Origin of the sequence: Streptomyces olivochromogenes (assembly GCF_001514115.1) — a bacterium.
Lineage (GTDB): Bacteria > Actinomycetota > Actinomycetes > Streptomycetales > Streptomycetaceae > Streptomyces > Streptomyces olivochromogenes.
On the sequence record NZ_KQ948481.1, the window covers coordinates 1,142 to 24,729 of the forward strand.

General features: G+C 73.5%; 22 protein-coding genes and 1 pseudogene. 9 read left to right on the forward strand and 14 right to left on the reverse strand.

Annotated features, from left to right (window positions below):
* The 3 genes from AQJ27_RS45670 to AQJ27_RS45680 all read right to left on the reverse strand — a co-directional run.
* Positions 1–1,313: DUF6777 domain-containing protein (locus tag AQJ27_RS45670; protein ID WP_079065788.1), on the reverse strand; the 1,313-nt coding region annotated here is incomplete at its 3' end.
* Positions 1,314–1,573: 260 nt separating this feature from the next.
* Positions 1,574–2,605, reverse strand: a complete 1,032-nt coding sequence (locus AQJ27_RS45675) for a serine/threonine-protein kinase (RefSeq protein WP_096240518.1) — start codon at positions 2,603–2,605, stop codon at positions 1,574–1,576.
* 246 nt (positions 2,606–2,851) lie between these two features.
* The gene (locus AQJ27_RS45680; protein WP_079065782.1) at positions 2,852–4,189 is read right to left on the reverse strand and encodes an aminotransferase class V-fold PLP-dependent enzyme; all 1,338 of its coding nucleotides are present in this window, start codon (positions 4,187–4,189) and stop codon (positions 2,852–2,854) included.
* 333 nt (positions 4,190–4,522) lie between these two features.
* On the opposite strand from AQJ27_RS45680, the gene AQJ27_RS56955 reads away from it, so the two are divergent.
* Together AQJ27_RS56955 and AQJ27_RS45690 are read left to right on the forward strand one after the other, a co-directional pair.
* Positions 4,523–4,981, forward strand: a complete 459-nt coding sequence (locus AQJ27_RS56955; protein ID WP_067383375.1) for a hypothetical protein — start codon at positions 4,523–4,525, stop codon at positions 4,979–4,981.
* Positions 4,982–5,259: 278 nt separating this feature from the next.
* The gene (locus AQJ27_RS45690; protein ID WP_067383379.1) at positions 5,260–5,583 is read left to right on the forward strand and encodes an acyl carrier protein; all 324 of its coding nucleotides are present in this window, start codon (positions 5,260–5,262) and stop codon (positions 5,581–5,583) included.
* A 30-nt stretch (positions 5,584–5,613) separates the two neighbouring features.
* On the opposite strand, the gene AQJ27_RS45695 is transcribed toward AQJ27_RS45690, so the two are convergent.
* The gene (locus AQJ27_RS45695; protein ID WP_067383382.1) at positions 5,614–6,279 is read right to left on the reverse strand and encodes a nitroreductase; all 666 of its coding nucleotides are present in this window, start codon (positions 6,277–6,279) and stop codon (positions 5,614–5,616) included.
* A gap of 63 nt (positions 6,280–6,342) precedes the next feature.
* Here AQJ27_RS45695 and AQJ27_RS53720 point away from each other — a divergent pair.
* A pseudogene (locus AQJ27_RS53720) lies at positions 6,343–6,852 on the forward strand (NAD(P)H-dependent oxidoreductase).
* 31 nt (positions 6,853–6,883) lie between these two features.
* On the opposite strand, the gene AQJ27_RS45700 reads toward AQJ27_RS53720, so the two are convergent.
* Complete coding sequence (locus tag AQJ27_RS45700; RefSeq protein ID WP_067383385.1) at positions 6,884–7,369, reverse strand: MarR family winged helix-turn-helix transcriptional regulator; 486 nt, start codon at positions 7,367–7,369, stop codon at positions 6,884–6,886.
* Between the two features lie 286 nt (positions 7,370–7,655).
* On the opposite strand from AQJ27_RS45700, the gene AQJ27_RS45705 reads away from it, so the two are divergent.
* Positions 7,656–9,185, forward strand: coding sequence for a condensation domain-containing protein (locus tag AQJ27_RS45705; protein ID WP_067383388.1), 1,530 nt, complete (start codon positions 7,656–7,658; stop codon positions 9,183–9,185).
* Positions 9,186–9,251: 66 nt separating this feature from the next.
* On the opposite strand, the gene AQJ27_RS45710 is transcribed toward AQJ27_RS45705, so the two are convergent.
* The 5 genes from AQJ27_RS45710 to AQJ27_RS56960 form a co-directional block, all read right to left on the reverse strand.
* Positions 9,252–10,121 (reverse strand): ABC transporter substrate-binding protein, encoded by an 870-nt coding sequence (locus AQJ27_RS45710; RefSeq protein WP_067383390.1) that lies wholly within the window; start codon positions 10,119–10,121, stop codon positions 9,252–9,254.
* A 47-nt stretch (positions 10,122–10,168) separates the two neighbouring features.
* Positions 10,169–10,933, reverse strand: a complete 765-nt coding sequence (locus AQJ27_RS45715) for an SDR family NAD(P)-dependent oxidoreductase (protein WP_067383393.1) — start codon at positions 10,931–10,933, stop codon at positions 10,169–10,171.
* The gene (locus AQJ27_RS45720) at positions 10,930–11,574 is read right to left on the reverse strand and encodes a TetR/AcrR family transcriptional regulator (RefSeq protein ID WP_201264498.1); all 645 of its coding nucleotides are present in this window, start codon (positions 11,572–11,574) and stop codon (positions 10,930–10,932) included. The genes AQJ27_RS45715 and AQJ27_RS45720 overlap by 4 nt, the downstream gene beginning before the upstream one ends.
* Positions 11,575–11,730: 156 nt before the next feature.
* Entirely contained in the window at positions 11,731–12,507 is a 777-nt protein-coding gene (locus tag AQJ27_RS45725; protein WP_067383547.1) for a hypothetical protein, read from the reverse strand.
* 312 nt (positions 12,508–12,819) lie between these two features.
* Entirely contained in the window at positions 12,820–12,957 is a 138-nt protein-coding gene (locus AQJ27_RS56960; RefSeq protein WP_159055364.1) for a hypothetical protein, read from the reverse strand.
* Positions 12,958–13,128: 171 nt separating this feature from the next.
* On the opposite strand from AQJ27_RS56960, the gene AQJ27_RS45730 reads away from it, so the two are divergent.
* Positions 13,129–13,626 carry a DUF2871 domain-containing protein gene (locus AQJ27_RS45730; RefSeq protein WP_235613933.1) on the forward strand — a complete coding sequence of 166 codons (498 nt, stop codon included), beginning with the start codon at positions 13,129–13,131 and terminating at the stop codon, positions 13,624–13,626.
* A 187-nt stretch (positions 13,627–13,813) separates the two neighbouring features.
* On the opposite strand, the gene AQJ27_RS45735 is transcribed toward AQJ27_RS45730, so the two are convergent.
* Entirely contained in the window at positions 13,814–14,419 is a 606-nt protein-coding gene (locus AQJ27_RS45735) for a TetR/AcrR family transcriptional regulator (RefSeq protein ID WP_067383399.1), read from the reverse strand.
* Between the two features lie 173 nt (positions 14,420–14,592).
* Here AQJ27_RS45735 and AQJ27_RS45740 point away from each other — a divergent pair, with 173 nt between their 5' ends.
* On the forward strand, positions 14,593–16,200 hold the full coding sequence (locus tag AQJ27_RS45740) for a condensation domain-containing protein (RefSeq protein ID WP_067383402.1): 1,608 nt from the start codon (positions 14,593–14,595) through the stop codon (positions 16,198–16,200).
* Between the two features lie 599 nt (positions 16,201–16,799).
* On the opposite strand, the gene AQJ27_RS60370 is transcribed toward AQJ27_RS45740, so the two are convergent.
* Positions 16,800–17,984 (reverse strand): glycosyltransferase, encoded by a 1,185-nt coding sequence (locus tag AQJ27_RS60370; RefSeq protein ID WP_067383405.1) that lies wholly within the window; start codon positions 17,982–17,984, stop codon positions 16,800–16,802.
* 194 nt (positions 17,985–18,178) lie between these two features.
* On the opposite strand from AQJ27_RS60370, the gene AQJ27_RS45750 reads away from it, so the two are divergent.
* Together AQJ27_RS45750 and AQJ27_RS45755 are read left to right on the forward strand one after the other, a co-directional pair.
* Positions 18,179–19,579, forward strand: coding sequence for an NDP-hexose 2,3-dehydratase family protein (locus AQJ27_RS45750; protein ID WP_067383407.1), 1,401 nt, complete (start codon positions 18,179–18,181; stop codon positions 19,577–19,579).
* Positions 19,580–19,587: 8 nt separating this feature from the next.
* On the forward strand, positions 19,588–20,574 hold the full coding sequence (locus AQJ27_RS45755; RefSeq protein WP_235613932.1) for a Gfo/Idh/MocA family protein: 987 nt from the start codon (positions 19,588–19,590) through the stop codon (positions 20,572–20,574).
* A gap of 82 nt (positions 20,575–20,656) precedes the next feature.
* Here AQJ27_RS45755 and AQJ27_RS45760 read toward each other — a convergent pair whose 3' ends face one another.
* Positions 20,657–21,079 carry an ester cyclase gene (locus tag AQJ27_RS45760; RefSeq protein ID WP_067383410.1) on the reverse strand — a complete coding sequence of 141 codons (423 nt, stop codon included), beginning with the start codon at positions 21,077–21,079 and terminating at the stop codon, positions 20,657–20,659.
* Between the two features lie 166 nt (positions 21,080–21,245).
* Here AQJ27_RS45760 and AQJ27_RS45765 point away from each other — a divergent pair, with 166 nt between their 5' ends.
* The gene (locus tag AQJ27_RS45765; RefSeq protein WP_067383413.1) at positions 21,246–22,313 is read left to right on the forward strand and encodes a glucose-1-phosphate thymidylyltransferase; all 1,068 of its coding nucleotides are present in this window, start codon (positions 21,246–21,248) and stop codon (positions 22,311–22,313) included.
* Positions 22,314–22,341: 28 nt separating this feature from the next.
* Here AQJ27_RS45765 and AQJ27_RS45770 read toward each other — a convergent pair whose 3' ends face one another.
* Entirely contained in the window at positions 22,342–23,538 is a 1,197-nt protein-coding gene (locus AQJ27_RS45770; protein WP_096240522.1) for an RNA-guided endonuclease InsQ/TnpB family protein, read from the reverse strand.
* Between the last annotated feature and the right edge of the window lie 50 nt (positions 23,539–23,588).

Sequence of the window (23,588 nt, forward strand, 5' to 3'; positions counted from 1 at the left end):
GACTCTGACGACTTCGACGGCTTGCCCGACTCCGAGGACTTCGACGGCTTGCCCGACTCCGAGGACTTCGACGGCTTGCCCGACTCCGACGGCTTGGAGGGCTTACCCGACTCCGAGGACTTGCCCGACTCCGAGGACTTCGACGGCTTACCCGACTCGGACGGCTTGGAGGGCTTGGAGGGCTTACCCGACTCCGACGACTTCGACGGCTTGCCCGACTCGGAGGACTCCGACGGCTTGCTCGGTCCCTGTGAGGTGTTGCCGTTCGAGGGTGTCTGGTCCCTGCCCGGCGTGGACGGCTTCGGTGGCGGCGGGGGCGGGGGCGGTGTCGTCTTCTTGTCGTGCCGGCCGCGGTGGTCGCCCTGGTCCCGGGTGAACCATTCGCCCTTCTTGTGGCCCGCCACGACGAACTTCTCCACCGGGCGGGGCGCCGGCGCGACGACGACCACGTGCGAGGGCCGGTAGCCGGACCACGACTGGCCCACCGGCTTGGGGTCGGCAGCCTGCTGCGCGGCCGGCGGTGTCAGCGGGTTCCCGCAGGCGCAGCGCACCCGCGGTACTCCGCGGTCGTCGACCAGGACGGCGGTGCCCGCCTGCAGCACGGCCTGATAGCTGGTGGCAGAACCGTTGCGGTAGCCGTGGTTGGTGACCCGGGTGTCCGCCCGGAGCTGTACGGGGGTGAGGGTGCGCAGATAGCCGGGGACGGCGGAGGGCTGGATGCCCAGCACCGAGGCGAAGGCCGCGTTCTTCGACGGGGCCGCCTTGAGGGCGGTGATCTGCTTCTCCACATCGCAGCTGGCGACGTTGCGTGTCCCGCCGTAGAGGCCGGGGGCGTCGCCGTTCACGCTCCGTACCGCGTTGCCCGTGCCCGTGCCCGTGCCCGTGCCCGTGGCCGTGGAGGGCAGCGAGGGTGTCGCCGTCGGCGCGGTGCCCTCCTTCGCGGTCGACTCCGTGAACGGGTCCGCGCCCGTGCTCCCGGCGGACTGCAGGAAGACCTCGCCCCGCTGCTGGTTCGAGGTGTCGTCGGAGCGGGTGAACACCAGGATCAGGGCCACCGCCGCCACGATGGCGGTGGCGACCACGGCCACCCGGGGCGCGGACTTCCACCACGGGTGGTGCGGGCCCTCGTCGCCGCCCCCGCCGCCGGGTCCGCCGGGCGGCGGGGGCGGGGGCCCCGACCGTCCGCCGCCGGGGCGGGTTTCGGCGTCCGGGGGTGTGGGCCGGTCCGGCTGGGAAGGTCCCGCCAGCGGCCCCGACGGAGGACCTTTGGGACGGTCGGACGACGGTTGGGACGACGACGGTTCGATGCTCACGAGCTCCACTCCCGGCATCGGGGCCTGCGGCACACAGGCCAGCGGCACAGCCTCAGGAAACCCGCAACACAACCTCCTGCCGTCGGCCCCGCGCCCGCCGCCCGTCGGTTCCTCTTCACACCATTGTGTGCGGCCGTCCCGCACACCTCGCAAGCCGACGGCCCCGCACCCGGCAGGAGCGGACAGGGCCGGACCGGGGGCGCGGCGGCGTACGGCCGGACGGGCGTACGGCGTACCCCGACCGGGTGTACGGCGTGCGGCTATCCGGGGGTACGGCCGAAGACCGGCCGGGCCCACCCCGGCGGATCCGGCACCGGCTCCGGCACCGGATCGGGCACCGGATCGGGTGCCCGCGCGGCTTCGGCGACCGCGGGGACCACCTGGGTCGGCGCGTGCACGTCCTTGCCGACAGCGGCAGCGGCGCCCGCACCGCCCGCGGCGGCCCGCAGGGCCGCCACGAACTCCAGGCAGGAGTCGTAACGGTCCTCGGGGACCTTCGCCAGGGCCTTGGTCAGCACGCCGTCCAGCGCCGGCGGGATGCCCGGCCGTTGCTCGCTCAGGGGCGGCGGCTGGTCGTACTGGTGCGCCCACAGCAGCGCCATGTCGTCGTCCCGCTGGAAGGGCGGGGCGCCCGCGAGGGTTTCGTAGACGACGCAGGCGAAGCCGTACAGGTCGCACCGGCCGTCCACGGGGCGGCCCGAGATCTGCTCCGGGGCCACGTAGTCGAGCGTGCCGACGAACTCGCCGACGGTCGTGAACCCGGTCAGCGACAGCGACTTCTTCGTCAGCCCGAAATCCGTGAGGTACACGTACTCGGGATGATCACTGTCCGTGCCCCGGGCCACCAGGATGTTGCCGGGCTTGACGTCCCGGTGCACCAGGTCGTGTTCATGGGCCGCGTCCAGCGCCGACGCCACCTGCCCGGCGATCCGCAGCGCGGTCGTCACCGGCAGCGGGCCGTCCCGGTCGAGCAGGGCCCGCAGATCCAGCCCCGAGACGTACCGCATGGCGATGTACAGGACACCATCCGTCTCACCGGCCTCGAAGACCGGCACGATGTGCGGGTGGTCGATGGCGGCGGCCACCAGCGACTCGTGCGTGAAGCGGCGCCGGAAGGTGTCGTTGCGGGCCAGTTCCGGGGCGAGCAGTTTCAGCGCGACCGTACGGTCCAGACGCAGGTCCTTGGCGCAGTACACGACGGCCATGCCCCCACGGCCGATCTCGCGCTCCACCCGGTAGCCCGCGATCTGGGCCCCGATCAGGCCCGAGGCCCGGCCGGAGTACAGCTCCATGCCCCCCGACGCCGTACCCATCACACACCGCCGCCGGCCCACCGTGCGAGCGCCCCGGGACAGCCCCCCGCGCCGCCGGAACCGACTCCCGGAGCGGGTCCCGGCGCAGCCGTGTGGACGGGCCGCTCACCCATGCCCGAATTCTATCCAGCGCTTTCTCCGGGCGCTTGATCACGGCCGGTCCGCGGACGGGCGTCCCGGACGCGTCCTTCGGGTTCGGGGCCGGGTTCGGGGCCGGGGTCAGGGTCAGGGCGTGGGGCACAGGGTCAGGTGGCGGCGGGCGGACGGCCGGGGCCGGGGGCCCGGAGGCGGGACCGGGGCCGGGGCAGAGGCGAGGGCGGGAGTGGGGGTGGGGGTGGGGGTGCGGGTGGGGCGGGGGCGTTGCGCACCGGCGGTCTCCTCGCGGACGACTTCCCGCAGGGCGCGGCCGAAGCGGGCGATGTCCTGGGGGGTGGTGTCGGGGCCGAGGGAGGCGCGCAGGGCGGTGGTGGCGCCGGAGCGGGGCAGGTGGAGCGGGGTTTCCTGCGCGACCGTCTTCCACAGGACGACACCGCGGGCCGCCAGCCGGCGGCGGACGAGCGCGGCGGGCAGGTCGCGGTGACGGAAGGCGAGGATGGCGGACTGGACCCGGCCCGGGGCGATCAGCTCGGTGCCGGGGCACTCCTCGACGGCGGCGCGCAGGGCGGGCAGGAGCCCCTGCCCGGCCAGGCCGGCGGGCCCGTCGGTGGAAGCCGCGGCAGTGGTGGCCGTGTGGTGGGCCAGGGCGGCGTTCAGGCCCGCGACGGCCGCGTTCGGCGGCAGGGGGCGGTGGGCGGAGGCGTCCTCGAACGCGGCACGCAGCCGGGGCGCCAGGAAGGCGAACCCGACGGCGTACGGGCCGCGCAGGAACCGCCAGCCGTCCCCCGTGAGCAGCTGGCAGCCGATGCGCCCGGCATCCACGGGGAGCTGGCCGGCGGAGTAGGAGGCGTCGACGGCGTACACGCACCGGTACGGGGCGAGGATCTGCCCGATCTCCTCGACCGGGTTGACGATTCCGCAGCCGGAGGGGACGTGGACGACCGAGACGAGGGCGACGTCGTCGTCGATGTGCCGGGCCATCCACTCCAGGTCCAGGTCCCCGTCCTCACGCAGCGGGACGACCTCCACCGTGCAGCGGGTGCGGTCGCGCAGGGCGTAGAGGGCGGTCAGGCGGGCGGCGCTCTCATAAGGGGTCGTCCAGACGCGCTCGCCGCGGCCGGGGGCGAGGCGGGAGACCAGCGCGTCGAAGGCGCCGGCGGCGTCCGTGACGACGACGGTGTCGGCGGCCGGGACGCCGAGCAGAGCGCCGAGGCGCTCGTGGACCTCGGTGCGCAGGACGTCCTCGAGGTCCTCCTCGAGCTCGTGCGGGCCGTAGCGGTCCTCGCGGCTCGCGCAGTCGGCGACGAGTGCGCGGACGGCGGCGGGCATGGTGCCCCAGCCCGCCGTGTCCAGGTGGACCGTCCGGCCCTCCTGGTCGGCGGGCTCCGTGCGGTCGTCCGTGCCGTACGCGTGGTCCGTGCCGTACGTGTGGTCCCTGTGGTCCGTGGATGACGGCGTCGCGTTCATTTCCGGGGCCTCCCCCGCTGTCGCCAAATATTGCCAACTTGCTTGGCAATACATTGCCTAGCGTGAGGCCGTGATGGCAACGGGGGCTCCGGCGACGCTCTAGCGGAGGGGCCGCGAAAGTGCTGTTCAACCCCCTCGGGTTCGGCTCCGCACGGCCCCCGGAGCGGGGTGTTTGACAAACTTTGCCAGGCATCTGCGCAGGCGGTACGGCGTCTCTCGCCGGCCTCCAGCCCATCTCCAGCGAATACCGAGCAGATCCCGAGGAGGCGTTGCCAAGCTTCTTGGCAAGAAGTTACCAACGCAGATTCGCTTCATTGCCACGGAGGAGCTGTCATGAAGAACCTCGTCGCCCGCCTCGCCGTCACCGCCGTCACCGCCGCCGTCGCCTCCGCCGTACTCACCGCCGGCGGCATCAGCACCGCCGCGGACGGCATCGGCTGGCCCAAGGCGGCGAGCACCACGACCGCCTCCTCCTCCATCGGCTGGCCGAGGACGGCCGGCACCGTCTCCGCCGCCTCCGCGGAGGGCAGCATCGGCTGGCCCAAGACCACCACCGCCTCCGCCACGGACGACATCGGCTGGCCGAAGGTCACCGTCGTCTCGGCGAACGGCGACATCGGCTGGCCCAAGACCACCGCCACCACCGCCTCCGCCACCGACGACATCGGCTGGCCGAAGGTCACCGTCGTCTCGGCGAACGGCGACATCGGCTGGCCCAAGACCACCGCCACCACCGTCTCCGCCACCGACGACATCGGCTGGCCGGTCGCGGGCGGCAGCGCGGCCGTCTGAGGGTGCCGCCCGCCCTCGCGCGGCCGCCCCGTCGCGCGCCGCCCGCGGAACGCTCCCCCGCCGCTCCCCGTACGACGTCCACCGGACCACCACCCACCGGACCACCCGCCGAACCCGTGAGGCCCCCGCCGGCAGCAGCACCGTGGCGGGGGCTTCGGTCATGTCCCGGGGCGGGCCTGCGGCCTGAGCGGGCGTCCACGGCAACTCGAGCGGGACGCGGCACGGTGCTGCCCGGAGCACCGCTTCGCCTCTCCCGTGTCCCGGAAGGAAGTCGCCCAATGGCCCACGCACCGTGGAACGCGAAATTCGAGGACGTCCTGCGCCAGGGCCTGCCGGGACTCGGCAAGGACAAGGAGCCTGCCGCCGACATCCCGATGGAGGCCTACGGGCTGGACTCCATGGCGCTCATCGGCATCGTCAGCGCGCTGGAGTCCGCGTTCCGCGTCAGCCTCGCCGGCCAGATCGTCGTCCCGGTGCACGCCCTGACCGCCGGCCATCTCTGGGGCATCCTCTCCGCCGCGCTGGCCCCGGCATGGGACGAGAGCCGGCCCGCCGCGGCCGCCCGCCGCACGCGCGACCTGGGCCCCTGGGCCGTGGCCTGAGCGCCGACGGGATACCGGCCCGGTAGTTGACTAATCGCCGACGAACGTGACCGTCTCGTCGAGCGGCGCCCGGCCCGTACGGGTGTAATCCACCGTGACGTCCTCGAAGCCGATCGACATGCCGCAGAAGAGGATGAGCTCGTCCGGGGGTGACAGGACCTCCGCGACGGTCTTGCGGTACTTCGCCCACGCCATCTGCGTGCAGCTGTGCAGCCCTTCGGCGCGCAGCAGCAGCATGACGGTCTGCAGATACATGCCGACGTCGGACCACTGGGCCACGCCCAGGTCGCGGTCGATGTAGCAGAACAGAGCGGCGGGGGCGCCGAAACAGTCCCAGTTCGCGGAAGCGGCCCTCTGGCGCGCCTCCATGTCCTGGCGCGCAATGCCGAGTGCGCCGTAGCGCTGCTCGCCGAAGGCGGATCGGCGTTCGCGGTACGGGGACTTCAGTGCGGGCGGGTACTGCTCGTACTCCGGCTCGTCCCAGGGGTCGCCCGCGGCCAGGCGCTCGCCGGCGCGCTTCTTGAGTTCGGCCAGTGGTCCGCCGGTCAGCACGTAGGTGTGCCACGGCTGGAGGTTCGATCCCGACGGTGCCCAAGCGGCGCCGGACAGCACCCGCTCCAGCACCTCCCCCGGGACAGGCCGGTCGGTGAATCCGCGCACCGCCCGCCGGGTCGTGACCGCCTCGTAGACGTCCACGATCGCCCACCTCCCTCCGCTCGACGCGGCACTTTCGTTTCACTCAAGATAGTATCACCCGATATCATCTCATGTTTAACTATTTCCTCGCCCAAATCCCCCTGCCCCTGGTCCCCCTCGCCCCGGTCGGTCGCGGACGCCTTCCGCAGGGCCTGGGAGGAGCGGCACCCGCAGGGCACCGTCATCGACCGCGACCTCGCCGCCGCCCCTGTCCCGCACATCACCGCCAACGCCTGGTCCGCCGGATACGCCGCCCCGTGCGAGCAGACCCCGGAGCAGTCCGCCGCGTTCGCCGCGCGCGTGAAGCTCATCGAGGAGCCGGAGCGGGCGGACGCCGTCCTGATCGGCGCCCCCATGCCCTCAAGGCGTGACTGGACAACGTGCTCCTGCTGGGCCGCACCGCGGGCGAGACTCCCTCGGCCTGGACCTCGATTTCATCGTCCCCGAACTCACCATGGCCCCCCGCAGAGCGGCCATGTCCGAGCCGCCCCCCTCTACGAGGCCTCCCGCAAGCGCGCCTTCGAGGACGCGGCCGCCAAGGCCAGACAGCTCGCCGAGCGCCTCGCCGCGTAACCCCCGGGCCATGGACGCGACGCGGGCGTGCTTACGCCTCGCCGCCCGCGGGGTGGGCGAACCGGGTCAGCAGATCCGTCAACTGCTCGGGCTCGCCGGGTCCCAGTTCGGCAACCAGGCGCTCGGCCAGCGGCGCCGCTGCCACATGAGCCGCGTCGAAGAGCTCGACGCCCTCAGGCGTGATCTCCACCGCCCGCACCCGCCGGTCCCCCGGAACGTTCTTGCGTACGGCCAGCCCCCTGCGCTCCAGGTCGTCCACGACCCGCATGATTCCCGCCTTGTCCGACCCCGTCGCCGCCGCCAGGTCCCGCTGCACCGTGGGCCCGCGGTCGACCAGCACGATCAGCACGGCGAAATGCCGCAGCTCGATGCCGAGCGGCCGAAGCGCCTCCTCCATCACCGCGGCCGCGCGCCAGTGCGCCCGGCGCAGCAGCAGGCCGAGAGCGAAGGGCGAAGCGTCCCCGGGGCGGTCGGTCACACGTGAGGGGGTGGTCCGGTGGGGAACGTCGGCGTTCATGGGGCCACATTACCGCCGTCGGTTCGTTCGATACGGTCTCATTTGAAACTAAATGCGGCTCCGTCCGCTGCGGCCCTGCCGCCTCACGCCGGTACGGCTCTACCGGGGCCGGTATCGGTCATCGCCCTTGGGGAACACGGTCTCGTCGCGTCATCGGGGCGCCGGGGCAGGGGCTCGAGTGGTGCTCCAGTGGTTCGAGACGGCCCCTCAGGATCCCGTTGCCAGGATCTTGGCAAGGTTTTGCCAAGCCTTCCTTCTGTAGCCGCTGTCGAAGGAGCGAGCCGCGATGTCACTCTCCGGTCCGAAGCCGCCCGACCGCCTGGTCCCCTCCGCACCGACGACGCTGACGGCGCTGACGGCGCTGCCGCGGGGCGCGGGCGGCAGCGGCGAGGGCGGCGCCGAGCGCGCCGCGCCGCCCGCGTCCGGCGCCGAACCGCCCGGCACTCCCCTGCAGGAGATCGTCCGCGACCTGTTCGCCGAGGCGATCGGCGTGCCGCGGCGCACCGTCCACGCCGACTCCGACTTCTTCCGTATCGGCGGGCACCCCGCGGCCGCGGCCCGGCTGCTGGCCCGGGCCCGCCGGGTGCTGGGTGCCGGCCTGGACGACCGCGCCCTGCACGAGGCGCCCACCCCGGCCCGTTTCGCCGCGGCGGCCGGCGAGCGGCCGGCCGCCGCCACCGGGCCCGCCGGGGCACACGACGGGGCCCTCGACGGGGAGGGCAGCGCGGTCCTGCCGCTGCGGCTGCGCGGGGCACTGAACGCGGGGGCGCTGCAGGAGGCGCTGGGAGATGTGGGGGACCGTCACGGGGCGCTGCGCAACAGCCGGCTGGGCTCGGCCGGCACCCGGCTGCGCGCCCTGGCCGCCGGGGACCACCTGCTGGAGCTGACCCTCCCGGCCGACCTGGTCGACCTGTGGTCGCACACCCCGCTGGCCGCCGAACTCGCCCTGGCCTACCGGGCACGGGCCGCGGGCCGGCCGCCGCGCTGGGAGGGCCCGGTGCCCGAGGCGGCGCCCCGGGCGAGGGCCGGCGACCTGGCGCCCACCGTGCCGCCGGGCAGCCGGCCCGCCCCGGCCGACGCCCGCGTCGGCCGCCTCGCCCTCGACTGGGACGCCGGCCTGCACCAGCGGCTGGCCCGGCTGGCCGCCGCGCAGGGCGCCACCCTGTTCATGGTGGTGCACGCCGCGCTCGCGGCCCTGCTCACCCGGCTCGGCGCGGGCCCCGACATCACCGTGGCCGCGCCGGTGCCGGCCCGTGACAGCGCCGCCCTGCGCCGGGCCGTGGGCCCCTACGGGCGGGTACTGGCCCTGTCCGTGGACACCTCCGGCGACCCGGCCTTCACCGCGCTGCTGCGCCGGGTGCGCGCCGCGGACCTCGCCGCCTACCGTGCCGGCACCGCGGCGCTGGCCCGGCCCGGCGGCATCGCGCTGAGCGTCCTGGCGGACAGCGGCGAGGCGTACGAGGCGGCCGGGCTCACCGTGCGGGCGGCCCCGCCCCTGCTCCCCCTGCGGGCCGCGGCCCTCGGCCTGATCCTGACCGAACGGCACACGCCGGCCGGCGCGCCCGCGGGCATCGCCGTCACCGCCGCCTACCAGTACGACGCCGTCGGCGAGACGGCCGCCGCCCATCTGACCGGGCAGCTGGCCGCCCTGATCGAGGCCGCCCTTGACGCCCCCGCCGCCGCGCTGAGCCGGCTGGGCGGCGGGGCCAGGCCGCCGCTCGCCCCGGCCGGAACCGGGGAACACGCCGCCCTCTCCCCCGCCGCCCGCCGGCCCGCGCCCGCACCCGCGGCGATGCCGGTGCCGGTGGCCGGGTGAGCCCGGGTGGCTCTCCGGCCTGCGCTCCCGGGGCGGGCAGAGCCCGGTCCTCGGGGGGGTGGGCTCCTAGGGTGCGGTGCGGTAGAACTCGGCCGCGGTGACGGTGGCGGGGACGCCGAGTTCGGCGGCGACCGCGGTGATCGCGCCGGCGCCGACGGCGGGGTCGGCCTGGCCGCCGGTGGTGAAATACGGTGCGATGAACGTCTCGTAGTGGGCCCGGACCTCGTCCGCGGTGTGCCGGCCGAGGAACGTCTGCATGTGCCGCACCGTGGTGCCGGGTTCGCCGTGGATCACCTGCAGGGCGCGCCGGTGGGCTCGTACGACGGCCCGGACCGCGGGGTCGTCCGGGTCGGTGCAGGTGGGGTCGACGGCCACGCCGACGGTGGGGATCTGGAAGTGGCCGCCGACCCAGGCCAGTACCTGCCAGCCGTACTCGGCGGCTATCGCCTCCGGTGCCATGGTGCTGCCGACCAGAGCGGCGTCGATGCTGCCGTCGTGCAGCCGGCGCAGGTCCATGCCGTAGTCGCCGGGCGGGCGGACGACGGTGCGGATGTCGCGGTCCGGGTCGAGGCCGGCCCGGCGCAGCACGATCCGGGTGAAGCACCCGGGTGCGGTGCGGGGAGCGTGTACCGCCAGCCGCCGGCCGGCCAGGTCGGCCAGCGAGGCCAGGCCGGGGCGGGCGAGGAACCAGAACAGCGGGCGGGTGGTGTTGACCTGGAGTGCGACCCAGGGGATGCCGTCGGTCAGCCGGGACAGCAGTGCCCGGCCGAGCCCGACGGTGGCGCCGCGGCGCAGCCGCTCCTCGTCCCAGGAGCAGCCGTCGTGCAGTGCGACGTGGACGCCCTCGTCGGCGTAGTAGCCCTGCTGGTCGGCGATGTGGGCGACCAGTTCCTCGTGCAGGCCCCGCCCGACGTAGGCGAGATCGACCGTGTACATGAACGTGTCCCTTGATCGTGTCCAGGACAGCGGGGCGTCAGTACATGTCAGTACATGGACATGCCGCCGTTGACCGCGGCCGTGGTGCCGGTCATGAAGGCGTTGTCCTCGCCGGCGTAGAAGGCGACCGCCTGGGCGACGTCGTCCGGGTGTGCCAGGCGGCCCAGGGGGGTGGCGGCGACCTGCCGCTGCTTGTGCTCGTTGTCGAACACATCCGTCATGTGGGCCATGCGGGTGTCCTCCACCGGGCCGGGCGCGACGATGTTGACCGTGATGCCCTGCGGTCCCAGTTCCTGGGCGAGGTAGCGGGCGAACTGCTCCAGTGCGGCCTTGGAGGTGCCCAGCGCGATCATGTGATCCCGGGGCCGGCGGCTGAGGCCGGTGCCGATGTAGATGATGCGTCCCCAGCCCTGTTCGGTCATGGCGGGCAGGACGGCTTTGGTGACCGCGAACGCCGCGTGCATCTCGGCGTCGAGCTTGCCGCCCAGCTCTTCCCACGTCATGTCCTGGAACGACTTGACCGCATACGGGATGAGCGCGTTGTGCACGAGCACGTCGATGCCGCCCCATGCCGCCAGGACCTGCCCGACCATGTCCTCGACCGCCGCCTCCTCACGCACGTCGGCCTGTACGGCCAGGGCCCGGCCGCCCGCGGCCTCGATGCCGGCCACGATCTCCCCGGCCGCCGTGCCGCTGCGGAGGTAGTTGACCACCACGCGCATCCCCCGGGCGGCCAGGAGGCGTGCGGTGGCCGCGCCGATTCCGCTGCTGGCCCCTGTCACCAAGGCCACCCTGCCGCCTGTCCCGGTCACGGGCCCACCTCCTGCTCCTCGTCGCGGGCTCTCGGCATGACCGCGCGCAGTTGTTCATCGCCGATGCCGGAGTGTCCGGGGTGTGCGGGGTCTGCGGAGCGGATCGCCCCGTAGAGCACGGTGTCGACGCCCGCCCGCAGCAGATCGGCCGCGGTCCGGTCCAGTTCGCGCGGCAGCTGCGAGGTGAGCAGCCGCTCCAGCGCGCCGCGGGTGATCTCACTCAGCAGCTCGGGCGGCGCCGACAGCAGTCCCTGCCGGTGCCCGTCCCGGAACAGTTCGTCGAGCCGCCGGTAGACCACCGCGTCCACGCACTGCTCCACGTACTGGCGCAGCACCGCGTCGCCCCGTCCCGTCGCGAGCCGAGCCGCGCCGATCCGCCCGAGCTCGCTGCCCGCCGCGAGCAGAAACCGCTGGACCCGCGCACCGAACGGCTGCCCCTGCGTGTCCTCGGCCGCCGCCGCCAGCGTGCGCTCCACCGCCGCGAACTGCCGGTCCAGCGCCGCGGCCAGCAGGCTGCGCTTGTCCGGGAAATGGCGGTAGATCGTCTTCTTGCTCATCCCGAGCTCACGGGCGAGGTCGTCCATGCTCACCCGCACGGAACCCGGCGCGAAGAACAGCCGGCCGGCCGCCTCCGCGATCACGTCGGCACGCTGTCCGCCTCTCTCGGAAACTGGGGAAACTGATTCGGTTTCCATGGTTTCCAGGGTGACTCCCCACCTTTATGCTGTCAAAGCGCGCCTTTCGGGCATGCGGGGAGCCGGCTCGGCAGGGCGACTGTATGCGTCTCGTGCCGCCCGTCAGCGCGTCGGGAGCCGGTCGTAGGTCTTGAAGGTGTAGGTCGCGTCGTACGTCATCAGATTCCCGCCCGGCGCCGGGAGCCCGAGCCGCCGGTTGAGCGGTCCGGCCATCGGCCCGCAGTCCTCAGCGGCAGGAGCGGCGAAGGTGTCGTCGTACGCCGAGAACCTGATCAGCGGCGGGTTCGTGGAGATCCACTGCGACGGGCCCGATCGCTTCAGCTGGAAGTCGACCGGTGCACCGGCGCCGATGGTGCAGCCCTGCGGCAGCCGTGGGCTCATCAGTTTGAATCGCAGGCTGAACTGCCCGGTGTAGAAGTCGGACCGGCCGCCGTACTCCGGCTGGATCGCCAGCCTCGGCCGCCGCGCGCGCTCACCTTGCGCCGTACCGGACACCCCGCCCAAAACGGCGGTCGGCGCGCTGTGCATCGCACCCCACACCTGCCCTCTGGCGCCGTCCGGGAGCGGACCCTCGGCGTGCGTCATGGTGATCGGAGCGAGAGCCACGGTGACCTTGCCCACCGTCAACCGCGGTGCGGCGGTGTGCACTTCGCACCGCCAGCGGGCCGGGTCGACCCCGGCGGGGAGGGCCGGACAGTCACTGAAATCAGCCGCGGGCTGCGCGACGGCAGCCGTATCGGCGGGGGCAGGCGGCTCGGCGTACGCGAAGCTCGGCGTGTACGCCCCCGCAAGCCCCGTCAGGGCGACGACACCCGCGAAGGAGACCGCGGCGCGGCGGGCGAGAGGAAAGCGGGGCTGATCGGCAGTGGTGTTCGGCATGGCCATCAGCCTGCTGTCCATCCCCCGCCGACCACCATCGGTGACGCCCCTGCCCCCACCCTGAACCGACCCTGACGCCTTGTCAGGGTGCGGCCCCGGAACGGAGAGCGGCACGTTCGGTTCTCCGGCGCGTGGGCCGCGCCGCTGGGGCACCGGCTCGCAGGGGGTGTCTGTCCCGCCGGCCGCCGTACCGGTCAGGGCGTGTCCGTGACCTTCCCTCAGCACGACGGCAGGGAGGGGAGGACGGCGTTCAGGCCCCGGGCCGCCGGCGGCAGCGGGACGCCGGCCCGCCGCAGGCGCTGCGGAGGTGTGTCATACGGCCTCTTCCGGATCCTTGGGGGACGGCGGGGTGACGGGTCCGGGTGTGACCTGTGCGCTCGCCGCGCCCGCGGCGGCCAGGAAGAGTCCGGTGACCGCGGCGACGGCCGCGACCGTACGGGAGTGCCTCATAGGGGTGCCTTTCGTCTGTGTGGGCTTTGCGTGGACGAACCTCGGCGCCCCAGCCTGGCCCGGGGCGCCGCAGAGGTCCTCGAGAGCTGCTCGAGAGGGGCTCGAACGATCTCCCGAATCGGGCGAAGCGTTCGTTCCGGAGTGCTTCAATGGCCCCCGGCGGAGCCTGAATTGACCAGCACTGACCGGCAGGGAGCGAGCACGGGGATGCGGAAGTCGTACTACGCGGCACACGTCTACATGATCCTGGGAGTGATCTCCGGGCTGTATTACCGGGAGTTCACCAAAGCCAACGATTTCACCGGCGACACCCAGCTGGCGCTCATGCACACCCATCTGCTCGCGCTGGGCATGATGGGTTTCCTCATCGTCCTCGCCCTGGACAAGCAGTTCACCCTGTCCGGGACGAAACTGTTCACGTACTTCTTCTGGTTCTACAACGTGGGCATCGCGATCACCGTCGCCATGATGTTCGTCCACGGCACCGAGACCGTGCTCGGTGACCATGTCCCCGAGGCGGTGCTGCTGACCGCGGGCCTCGGGCACATCCTGCTCACGGTGGGACTCATCCTGCTGTTCGTGCTGCTCGGCAAGCGGCTGAACGAGTCCGCCGGGGCGGGCCCCGCCGAGCCGGAGCAGGAGAAGGAGACGGCCAAGAGCCCCGTCTGAGAGTCCGGGCCGGGAGTGCGGGCCGGACCGGCTGCGGCCCGGACGTATCCGGCCCGTCTTGGACCGGCCGGGCCGGGCCGCCGTCCCGGCGGACGGAGGGGCCGCAGTCCCAGTCCTGGCGGACCGGGCCGCTGTTCGGGGCCGGAGGGACCGGTCCCGCCGGGCCGGACGGGCTGGGCCCTTCGTGTCAGACGGGCTGGGCCGCCGGGCCCAGCAGCGCGTCGGTCAGGGCGGCCAGCCGCTGGCGCGCCGGATCCGGGCGCAGGCGGCCCGCCCGGGTGAGGGCGGCCAGGCCGTGCCAGGCGCTCCACAGGACCTCCGCGAGCAGCTCGCCGTCGCGGCCGGCCGCGAGGGGCTCGACGGCCTGTGCGATCTCGGCGAGGACGTCCGCGAGCGGCGCCGGCGTGCCGGCCGCCCCGGTGGTGTTCTCGCCGATGTCCTCGCCCGGGTCGAGGGTGAGCATGGCCTCGTAGAGGACCGGTCCGCGCTCGGCGAAGTCGGCGTAGGCGCGGGCGACCGCGCCCAGTGCCTCCTGCGGGTCACCGGCTTCCTCGCGGGCGGTGCGCAGCGCGGCGGCGAGTTCGGCGAAGCCTTCCAGGGCGACCGCGTGGACGATGGCGTCCTTGTTCTTGAAGTGCTGGTAGAGCACTGGCTGGCTGTATTCGATACGGTCCGCCAGGCGCCGTGTGGTGACGTAGTCCCAGCCTTCGGACTCGGCCATCTCGCGGGCTGTGGTGAGGATCAGCCGGTGGCGCTGGGCCTGCTCGCGAAGGCGTCGCTCTCGGGGCGTCATGGACCGGACTTTAGCACTTTCGGCGAAAATCCAACTGTCAGTGATAGAGTCCCTGCCTTTGAAATCGGCTGCTGCCGTACGGGAACGGCGGCTCTGTGCGGGGCGGGTTCGAGCGGTCTTCGAGGCACGGGCGCCAGCATCGGGGCACGACTGCCCACAGAGAGGGCCACCCCATGCTGACCCCGACTCCCCTGGAGGAGCTGCTCGACCTGGCCGCGGACGTCATCGGCCGCGACCGGCGCACCCTGCCGGCCGGGGCCGCGGGTTCTCCCTTCATCACGCTGGGCGGCGGCCTCGCGCAGGCCGTGCGGCTGCAGGCGCGTGCCGGCCGGCAGCTGGGCCTGGCCGTGGACCTGGCACAGCTGCTGGGTCCCGCCCCGCTGGCGGACGTCCTGGCCCGGGCCGTGCCCGTCCCGGCCACGGTGCCCGTCCCGGCCGCGGGCGCGGTGCGGGCGTTGCTGCCCGGGCAGCGGGCGGCGCTGGCCGCCGAGCGGGCGGCGGGTGCCGGTGCGGTGTGCCGGGTGCTCAGTGCCGAGCTGGCCGGGCCGCTCGACGCGGGCGCGCTGCGCCGGGTGCTCGCCGCTCTCGGTGCGCGGCACGAGGGCCTGCGGACCGTGTTCGCGGACGCGCCGCACGGCCCGGTGCGGCGGGTTCTCGCCGCCTGCGCCCCGCCGCTGGTCACTCTGGCGGGAGCGGGCGGGGGCGGGGACCCGGTGGCGGCGGTGCACGGGTATCTGGCCGCGCGGGCGCGGCAGTTGGTCGGCCGGCCGGGCCGGCCGCCGCTCGTCTTCGCCCTGAGCCGTCTGGCCGGGGGTGCGCATCTGCTGTCGTTCGTGTACCACGACGCGGTGGCCGACAGCTGGTCGGCCGCGCTGCTGTGGCAGGAACTGCTCGCCGACTACGACCGTGCCGTGCACCGGCGCCCGCTGGTGCGGGCGGTGCGTCCCGGGCCGGACACGGCGGGGCGCGCCGCGGTGGCTGCCCGGCCCGGCGGGCTGCGGGCGGCGGCCGAGCGGGCCGAGCGGCTGCGCGGTTTTCCCGCCGCCGTGGACCTGGCGGAGGGTGCGCCGCGGCCCGCCGTGTTCGATGTCCGCGGCGAGCGCCTGCAGGTCGGCCTCGACGTGCGGCTGCGGGACGCGGCCGATGCGACGGCCCGGCGGGCCGGTGTGCCGCACGGCACGGTGCTGCTGGCGGCGTGGGCGCTGGCCGTGGGCCGGCGCGCGGGCCTGGAGCGGCTGCTGGTGGGCTGCGAGGTGCCGCGCCGTGCCACGGCGGCGCTGCTGGGCACCCTCGCGCCGTGTTCGGCGACGGTGCCGGTGGGCTGTGAACTGGAGGGCGGTGTCGACTACTTCCTGCGCGGGGTCGCCTGCGCGTTCAGCGAGGCCCTCGGCTGCGCGGACCTCGACACCGCCGAGCTGGCGCGCGAGCTCGGGGTGCGCCCGGACCGCTCCCGGCCCGTCCTGACACCGGTGACGTTCGCGGCCCGCGACGAGCTGCTGCCCGCGCGCGCGTGGGCGGGCGCCTTGAGCGCGCGCTTCCACCACGGGCACGCGGGCGCCGTCACGGCGGACGCCGCGCTGACCGTGCTGCGCTGGCGCGAAGACCCGCTGCTGCGCCTGGAGTTCGCCCCCGCGGTGCTCTCCCGCACGCGGGCCGTGCGGCTGGCCCGCGAGCTGCGCGCCACGCTGGCCGCGCTGACGGCGGCGCCCCCGCACACCCCGGTCGACGACCTGCTGCCCGCCCCGGCCGGCGCGCGCGGCCTTGCCCTGCCGCTCCCCTAGGGGGTGTCCGTACGGCGGCGGGGGCGTCCGGTGCGCGCGTGCCGGGGGAATGCACGCGCGCACCGGAGCCGGTGCCCGGGCGGCCGGCGGGCCGGCGCCCGGGGGGCGGGGTGCGTATCCCTCCGGGGGTTGGGCGGGACACGCACCCGAGGCGGACTCGGCCGGGCGGACCAGGGCCCCGGGGAGGGGATGGCTCCCGGGAGCGGGAGCCATCCCCTCCCGGCGTGCGGGAGTCGGTCCTGCGGCGGAGCGGGAGTCACTCCTTCTACGGACGGGCCCCCCGGGGGTGGCAGTGAGCGCCCCGGAGGCGGGGCCAGGAGCCCCGGGCACCTTGCCCCCACCCCCGGGAGCCCGGCCCGCGGTCCCGGGCCGGGGGGGGCCGAGCCCCGCCCTGGGGACGGGAACCAGGCCCCCGCAGGCCGGGACCAGCCACACCGGACCGGGGATCCGGCACCTGGCACCCGCGGCCGGACACCCGCAGACCGGGGCCAGGCACACCGGGCCGGACATCTGGCACCCGGCACCCGCGGCCGGACACCCGCAGGCCGGGACCGGGCACTCGCGGGCCGGGGGGCAGGTGCCCGGGGGCGTGGCTGCTGTCAGGTCGTGAACTGCGGGAGGCGGGTGGCGGTTTCGGTGGGGGCGGGCATGGAGGCGATCTCGGTGGCGACCTTGCGGGCCGCGTCGCGGTAGGTCTCGTCGCCCAGGATGCGGCGGGCCTGTGCGGTGACCGCGCCGGCCGACAGGTCGGCGGCGTGGACCACCTCGCCCGCGCCCGCGTCGCGTACGGCGGCGGCGTTGGCGGGTCCGTCGGCGCCCTGCGGGAGGATCAGCTGGGGCAGTCCGGCCGCGAGCGCGGCCAGGGTGGTGCCGGCGCCGCCGTGCTGGACGACCAGTGCCGCCCGCTTCAGTGCCTCGGGCTGGGCCACCCACGCGGCCGCCACCACCCGCTCGGGCAGTTCGCCCAGGTCGGCGACGTCCACCACCGGGCCGGTGGCCACCAGGACCGGCACCTCGAGCGGCAGCAGCCCCTCGATGACCGTGCGCAGGACGTCCACCGAGCCCAGTGCGGTGCCCAGGGTCAGGTAGACGAAGGGGCCGTCCGCGCCGCGGATGGCCGCGGGCAGTTCGCCCGGCTCGCCGTAGGCGACGGGGCGCTGCTCGACGCGGGGCAGCGGGGCGGCCAGGAAGCCGCGGTCCTGCAGGGAGGGCGGGCAGATGTCGATGTAGGTGCGGGCCAGGGCCAGCAGCTGGCCGCCGGGCACGCGCACGCCCAGGTCGGCGGCGGTGGCCAGCAGTTCCTCCTGGATGCGGGCCTCCTCGGGGCCCATCGCCATCACGCCCACGCCGTGCGCGACGGCGGGCACGCCCGCCAGGTGCGCGGCGAAGGCGGCGCCGGGGTTGAGCGCCTCGTAGACGACGAGGTCGAAGCTCCCGCCGGCCAGGACGGGGGCGAGGTCGGCGGCCACCCAGCGGGGCAGCACCGAGCCGAACACCTTCACATGCAGGTCGGCCAGCACCTCGGGCGGCACGTCCTGGGCTCCCAGGTCGCCGTCGCCCTCGCCGTGTTCGAGGCAGGCACTGCCGCGTACTGCTTCCATGAACGCCTCGGGGACCGAGCGGCCCGCCGCCACCGGCTCGAGGCCGGCCGCCCGCAGGGCCGGGTGCAGCTGCTCGCCGGTGGCGAAAGCGACCTCGTGGCCCGCGGCGCGCGCGGCCTTCGCCAAGGGAAGCAGGGGATACACGTGCCCGAAGTTGCCCGCGCTGGCAAAGAGGATTCTCATACCGCACCACGGTAGGGACGCCCCCACCCTTTGTCTAGCAGTGACAGGAGAAGTAGCAGCGGCAGGTGCGGGGGTTCGAGCGGGCGTGCGGGGCGTTTCGAGGCGCTCTCCAGTCACGGCCGATCGCCCTGGCGGATCGTCGTGGCGGCGGCCTGGCCCCGGGCGCGCGGCACACGGCGAAGGAGTCACGACTGATGACCATCACCCAGGCGGTGCCCCCGGGCGCCCTCACCCGGCTGGGGCGGCGCTTCACGCTGTCGGCCCAGACCCTGGACAGCCCGGTGACGCCCAATCCGGTCTTCCGCGAATGGTTCGCCGAACAGCGCCGCACCAACCGCTACGAGGTGCGGCGCATCCCCTTCCGCGACCTGGTCGGCTGGCGCTTTGCGGACTCCACCGGCAACCTCGTGCACGACAGCGGCCGGTTCTTCTCCGTGGAGGGCCTGCAGGTGCGCGCCGAGTGGGAGGGGCACGCCGCGTCCTGGTCGCAGCCGATCATCAACCAGCCCGAGATCGGCATCCTGGGCATCGTCGTCAAGGAGTTCGACGGCGTCCTGCACTGCCTGATGCAGGCCAAGATGGAACCCGGCAACCTCGAGACCGTGCAGCTGTCCCCCACCGTGCAGGCCACCCGCAGCAACTACACCGGGGTGCACAAGGGCGCCCGGGTGAACTACATCGAGTACTTCGCCCCGCCGCGGACCGCCTCCCGGGTGCTGTTCGACTCCCTGCAGTCCGAACAGGGCTCCTGGTTCCTGCGCAAACGCAACCGGAACATGGTGGTCGAGGCCCTCGGCCCCGTCCCCGCCCACGAGGACTTCGTCTGGCTGACCCTCGGCCAGATCCACCAGCTGCTGCGCGAGTCGAACGTGGTCAACATGGACGCCCGCACCGTGCTGTCGCTGATCCCCTCGTACGCCGACGAAGGACCCCCGCTGCACAGCATGGAGCACCTCCTCAACCGGCTCACCGAGATCAAGGCCCACCGCGAGCTCGTGCAGACCAGCATGCCGCTGGCCGCCGTGCAGAACTGGCGGCGCACCGAGGACGCCATCGCCCACGACAGCGGCCACCACTTCACCGTCATCGCCGCGTCCGTGGCCGCCGCCAACCGCGAGGTCACCCGCTGGACCCAGCCCCTGCTCGCGCCGGCCGAACAGGGCCTGTCGGCGTTCCTGGTACGCCGCATCGGCGGCGTGCCGCACCTGCTCGCCCACGCCCGCTCCGAGGCCGGCGTCCTGGACGTGGCCGAACTCGGCCCCACCGTGCAGTGCCAGCCCGGCCGCGCCCTGACCCTGCCGCCGACCCGCCGGCCCCGCTACCTCGACCTCGTCCTGCGCGCCGCTCCCGGCACACTGCTGTACGACACCGTGCAGTCCGAGGAGGGCGGCCGCTTCCACCACGCCGGCAACCGCTACGTCCTGATGGAAGTGGGCGGCGAGTTCCCCGTCGACGTGCCCGGGGACTTCCTGTGGGTGACCGTCGGCCAGCTGTCCGCCCTGCTGCGGCACAGCAACTACCTCAACATCGAGGCCCGGACCCTGCTGAGCGGACTGCGCGCGGCCTGGGCCCGCGGCGGGGCGTACGCCCGGTGAACGGGCCCGTGCGCACACAACGAGCGGGCGTCCTGCGGATCGGGGTGCTGGGCTGCGCGGACATCGCCGAGCGGCGCATGCTGCCCTCGATGGCCCGCCAGCCGCTCGTCGAGGTGACCGCGATCGCCAGCCGCAGCCTCGCGAAGGCGCGGGCGTTCACCGGCCGGTTCGGCGGCACGCCGGTGGCTGGCTACGCCGGGCTGCTGGAGCGCGACGACGTGGACGCCGTCTACCTGCCGCTGCCGCCCGAACTGCACGTGGAGTGGACCCTGCGGGCCCTTGAGGCCGGCAAGCACGTGCTGTGCGAGAAGCCGTTCGCCGCCCGCCTCGCGGACGCGGACAAGGCGGTGTCCCTCGCCCGCGAGCGCGGCCTGCTGCTGATGGAGAGCTTCATGTTCCTCCACCACTCCCAGCACGCCCGCGTCCGGCAGCTGCTCGACGACGGGCTGATCGGCGAACTGCGCCTGTTCGGCTCCGAGTTCGGCATCCCGCTGCGCCGCGATGCCGCCGGCACCCTGCGGCGGGCCAGCACCCTGCCCGAGGTCGCCGCCTACCCGCTGCGCGCCGCCCAGCTCTTCCTCGGCCCGCACCTGCGGGTGGCCGGCGCACACGTGAGCCCCGCCACCGCGCACGGGCCGGCGCCCGCCGGCGGCGCCCTGCTGACCGCCGCCTCCGGGGCCACCGCCCAGCTCGCCTACGGCGTCGAACACGCCTACCGCAGCGGCTACGACCTGTGGGGCAGCCAGGGACGGCTGCGCCTGGAACGCGCCTTCAGCACCCCCGACGAGCACGTCCCCGTCCTGCACGTCGAACAGGGCGGCGCCGTCCGCGAGATCCGCCTCGCCCCGGACACCCACTTCACCCACATCGCCGGCGTCTTCGCCCGGGCCATCCTGGACCGCGAGGACTTCACCCCGCACACCGAGGCCCTCCTCGCCCACGCCCGGCTCACCGACGCCGTCGAACAGGCCGCGGCCCGCCCCGGCCCCCTATAGACGGCACGCGGACGGGCTCACGCACGGGCGGCCCGGCGCGCACACGGTGCGCGCCGGGCCGCCCGCCTGCGCCCGCCTGCGGCTACCGGCCGTCCTGGCCGGCGTGGATGTCGACGCCGAGCTGGCGGAACAGCCCCGCCATGTCCAGCTGGTCCCAGTGCTCGGCCAGCAGCCCGTCCTCGACCCGCCAGAAGTCGATCGACTGGAAGTTCAGCGGCCGCCCGGTGGCCTCGACGCCGAAGAACGTGCCCTGGTGGGTGCCCGAGTACTCGAAACGGCCGGCGATGCGGTCCCCCTCCACGACCAGGTCGTGGGTGACGACCTTGACATCGGGGAACGCGGCGAAGATCTGCTCCCAGAACGCCGTGTTCGCCTCGATGCCGTCCTCCACGACCGGGTTGTGGTCGATGTGCCCGGGCGCGGTGTGCTCGCTCATGGTGCTCACGTCATGAGCGTTGATCATGTCGACGAAGCGCTGGACGAGTTCACGGTGGTTGTCTGCCATGCCTCAAGCCTTCCTGGGCTCGCGTCACCGAAGCGGGCAGGCGCAGCCGCCCGCCCCGCCGTGTCACCCGAGGATCCCCACCGCCTCTCGAGCCGCCCTGGAGGGGGCCTGTGGGCGCGTCCCATCCCCCATCCCGGCTCAAGTGCCCGCTCCTAGCCTCACCTTCATGAAGGCTCTCGTACTCTCCGGCGGGGCCGGAACCCGCCTGCGCCCCCTCACCCACACATCCGCCAAGCAGCTGGTGCCCGTGGCCAACAAGCCGGTGCTCTTCTACGGCCTGGAAGCGATCGCGGACGCGGGCATCACCGAGGTCGGGATCGTCGTCGGGGACACCGCCGACGAGATCATGCAAGCCGTCGGCGACGGCTCCAAGTTCGGCCTCACCGTCACCTACATCCCCCAGGACGCGCCGCTGGGCCTGGCCCACGCCGTCATCATCGCCCGCGACTTCCTCGCCGACGACGACTTCGTCATGTACCTGGGCGACAACTTCATCGTGGGCGGCATCTCCTCCCTCGTCGACGCCTTCCGCGTACAGCGGCCCGCCGCCCAGATCCTGCTCACCCAGGTCTCCGACCCGCGCCAGTTCGGGGTCGCCGAATTCGGCGCGGACGGACGGGTCACAGGGCTGGAGGAGAAGCCCAAGGCCCCCAAGAGCGACCTCGCGCTGGTCGGCGTCTACCTGTTCACCCCGGCCGTGCACGAGGCCGTCCGCGCCATCAAGCCCTCCTGGCGCGGCGAGCTGGAGATCACCCACGCCCTGCAGTGGCTCATCGACCAGCGGTGCGACGTGCGTTCCACGACGATCTCCGGCTACTGGAAGGACACCGGGAACGTCGGCGACATGCTGGAGGTCAACCGCTCCGTCCTGGAGCACACCGAGCCGCGCATCGAGGGCGACGTCGACGACACCAGCGAGATCATCGGGCGGGTGCAGATCGACGAGGGCGCCCGGGTGAGCGGCTCGCGCATCGTGGGCCCGGCCGTCATCGGCACCGGCAGCGTGATCGCCGACTCCTACGTCGGCCCGTTCACCTCCATCTCCCACGACTGCCGCATCACCGACAGCGAGATCGAGTTCTCCATCGTCCTGGACGGCTCCTCGGTACGCGGCGCCCGCCGCGTGGAGGCCTCGATCATCGGACGCAACGTGGAGGTGACCCCCGCACCCCGGGTCCCCGCCGCCCACCGGCTCATCCTCGGCGACCACAGCAAGGTGCAGATATCGTCTTGACTTCTCCCTCTCGTGAACGAGGGGATCCTCACGGCTCGCGCCGTGAGGGTTCGTGCCTCGTCGCCGACTGCCCGCCCGGAGTTCTCCGTTGAGGTCTTACACCAGCTCCACACGCGGACACTGCCAGCCCGGCAGCCAGAAGGTTCTTCGCCGCGTTCACGTCCCGGTCGTGGGTCGTTGCGCAGTCACACGTCCAGGTACGGACGCTGAGCGGCATCTTCTCCTGCAAGGTGCCGCAGTGGGAGCACAGCTTGGACGAGGGGAAGAAGCGGTCCACCGCGATCATTTCCCGCCCGTACCAGGCGGCCTTGTACTCCAGAAGGCCCCGGAACTGCGCCCATGCCGCGTCGCTGATGGCACGGGCCAGGATCCGGTTTTTGACCATGTTGCGCACGGTCAAGTCCTCGATCACGATCGTTTGGTTTTCACGGACGAGCCGAGTGGTCAGCTTGTGCAGCATGTCGCGGCGCCGGTCGGCGATCCGCGCGTGGATCTTTGCGACCTTGAGCCGGGCCTTCCTGCGGTTGGCGCCCTCACCCCTGGCCTTGCGGGCAAGGTTGCGCTGGGCCTTGGCGAGGCGGGTGCGGTCCCGGCGCTCGTGCCGGGGGTTGGCGATCTTCTCCCCGGTCGAGAGGGTCAGCAGGTGGTCCAGGCCGACATCGACACCGACGGCCTGACCGGTGGCCGGGAGCGGCCGCACGGACGGGTCCTCGCACAGCAGGGAGACGAACCAGCGGCCCGCCGCGTCCTGCGAGACGGTCACGGTGGAAGGGGCCATGCCCTCGGGCAGCGGTCTCGACCACACGACGGCCAGCGGTTCGGTCATCTTCGCCAGTGTCAGTTTCCCGTCGCGGAAGCGGAACGCACTGCTGGTGTACTCGGCCGACTTGCGGGACTTCTTACGGGACTTGAAGCGCGGATACTTCACCCGCCTGGCGAAGAAGTTAGTGAAGGCGGCCTGCAAGTGCCGCAGCGTCTGCTGAAGCGGCACCGACGACACGTCGTTGAGGTAGGCCAGTTCCCCGGTCTTCTTCCACGCCGTCAGCATCGCCGAGGTCTGGTTGTAGTTGACCCGCTCCTGCCGCGCCCATGCCTCGGTACGGGCGGCGAGTGCCAGGTTGTAGACCTTCCGCACGCACCCGAACGTGCGCGACAGTTCGGCCGCCTGCGCATGGGTCGGGTGGAAGCGGTACTTGAACGCCCGCTTCACGTGGTTCGTGGTCACGCTCACAAACTAGTACGGCTATCCGTAAAGGCCACCTGCGGGTCAGGGCA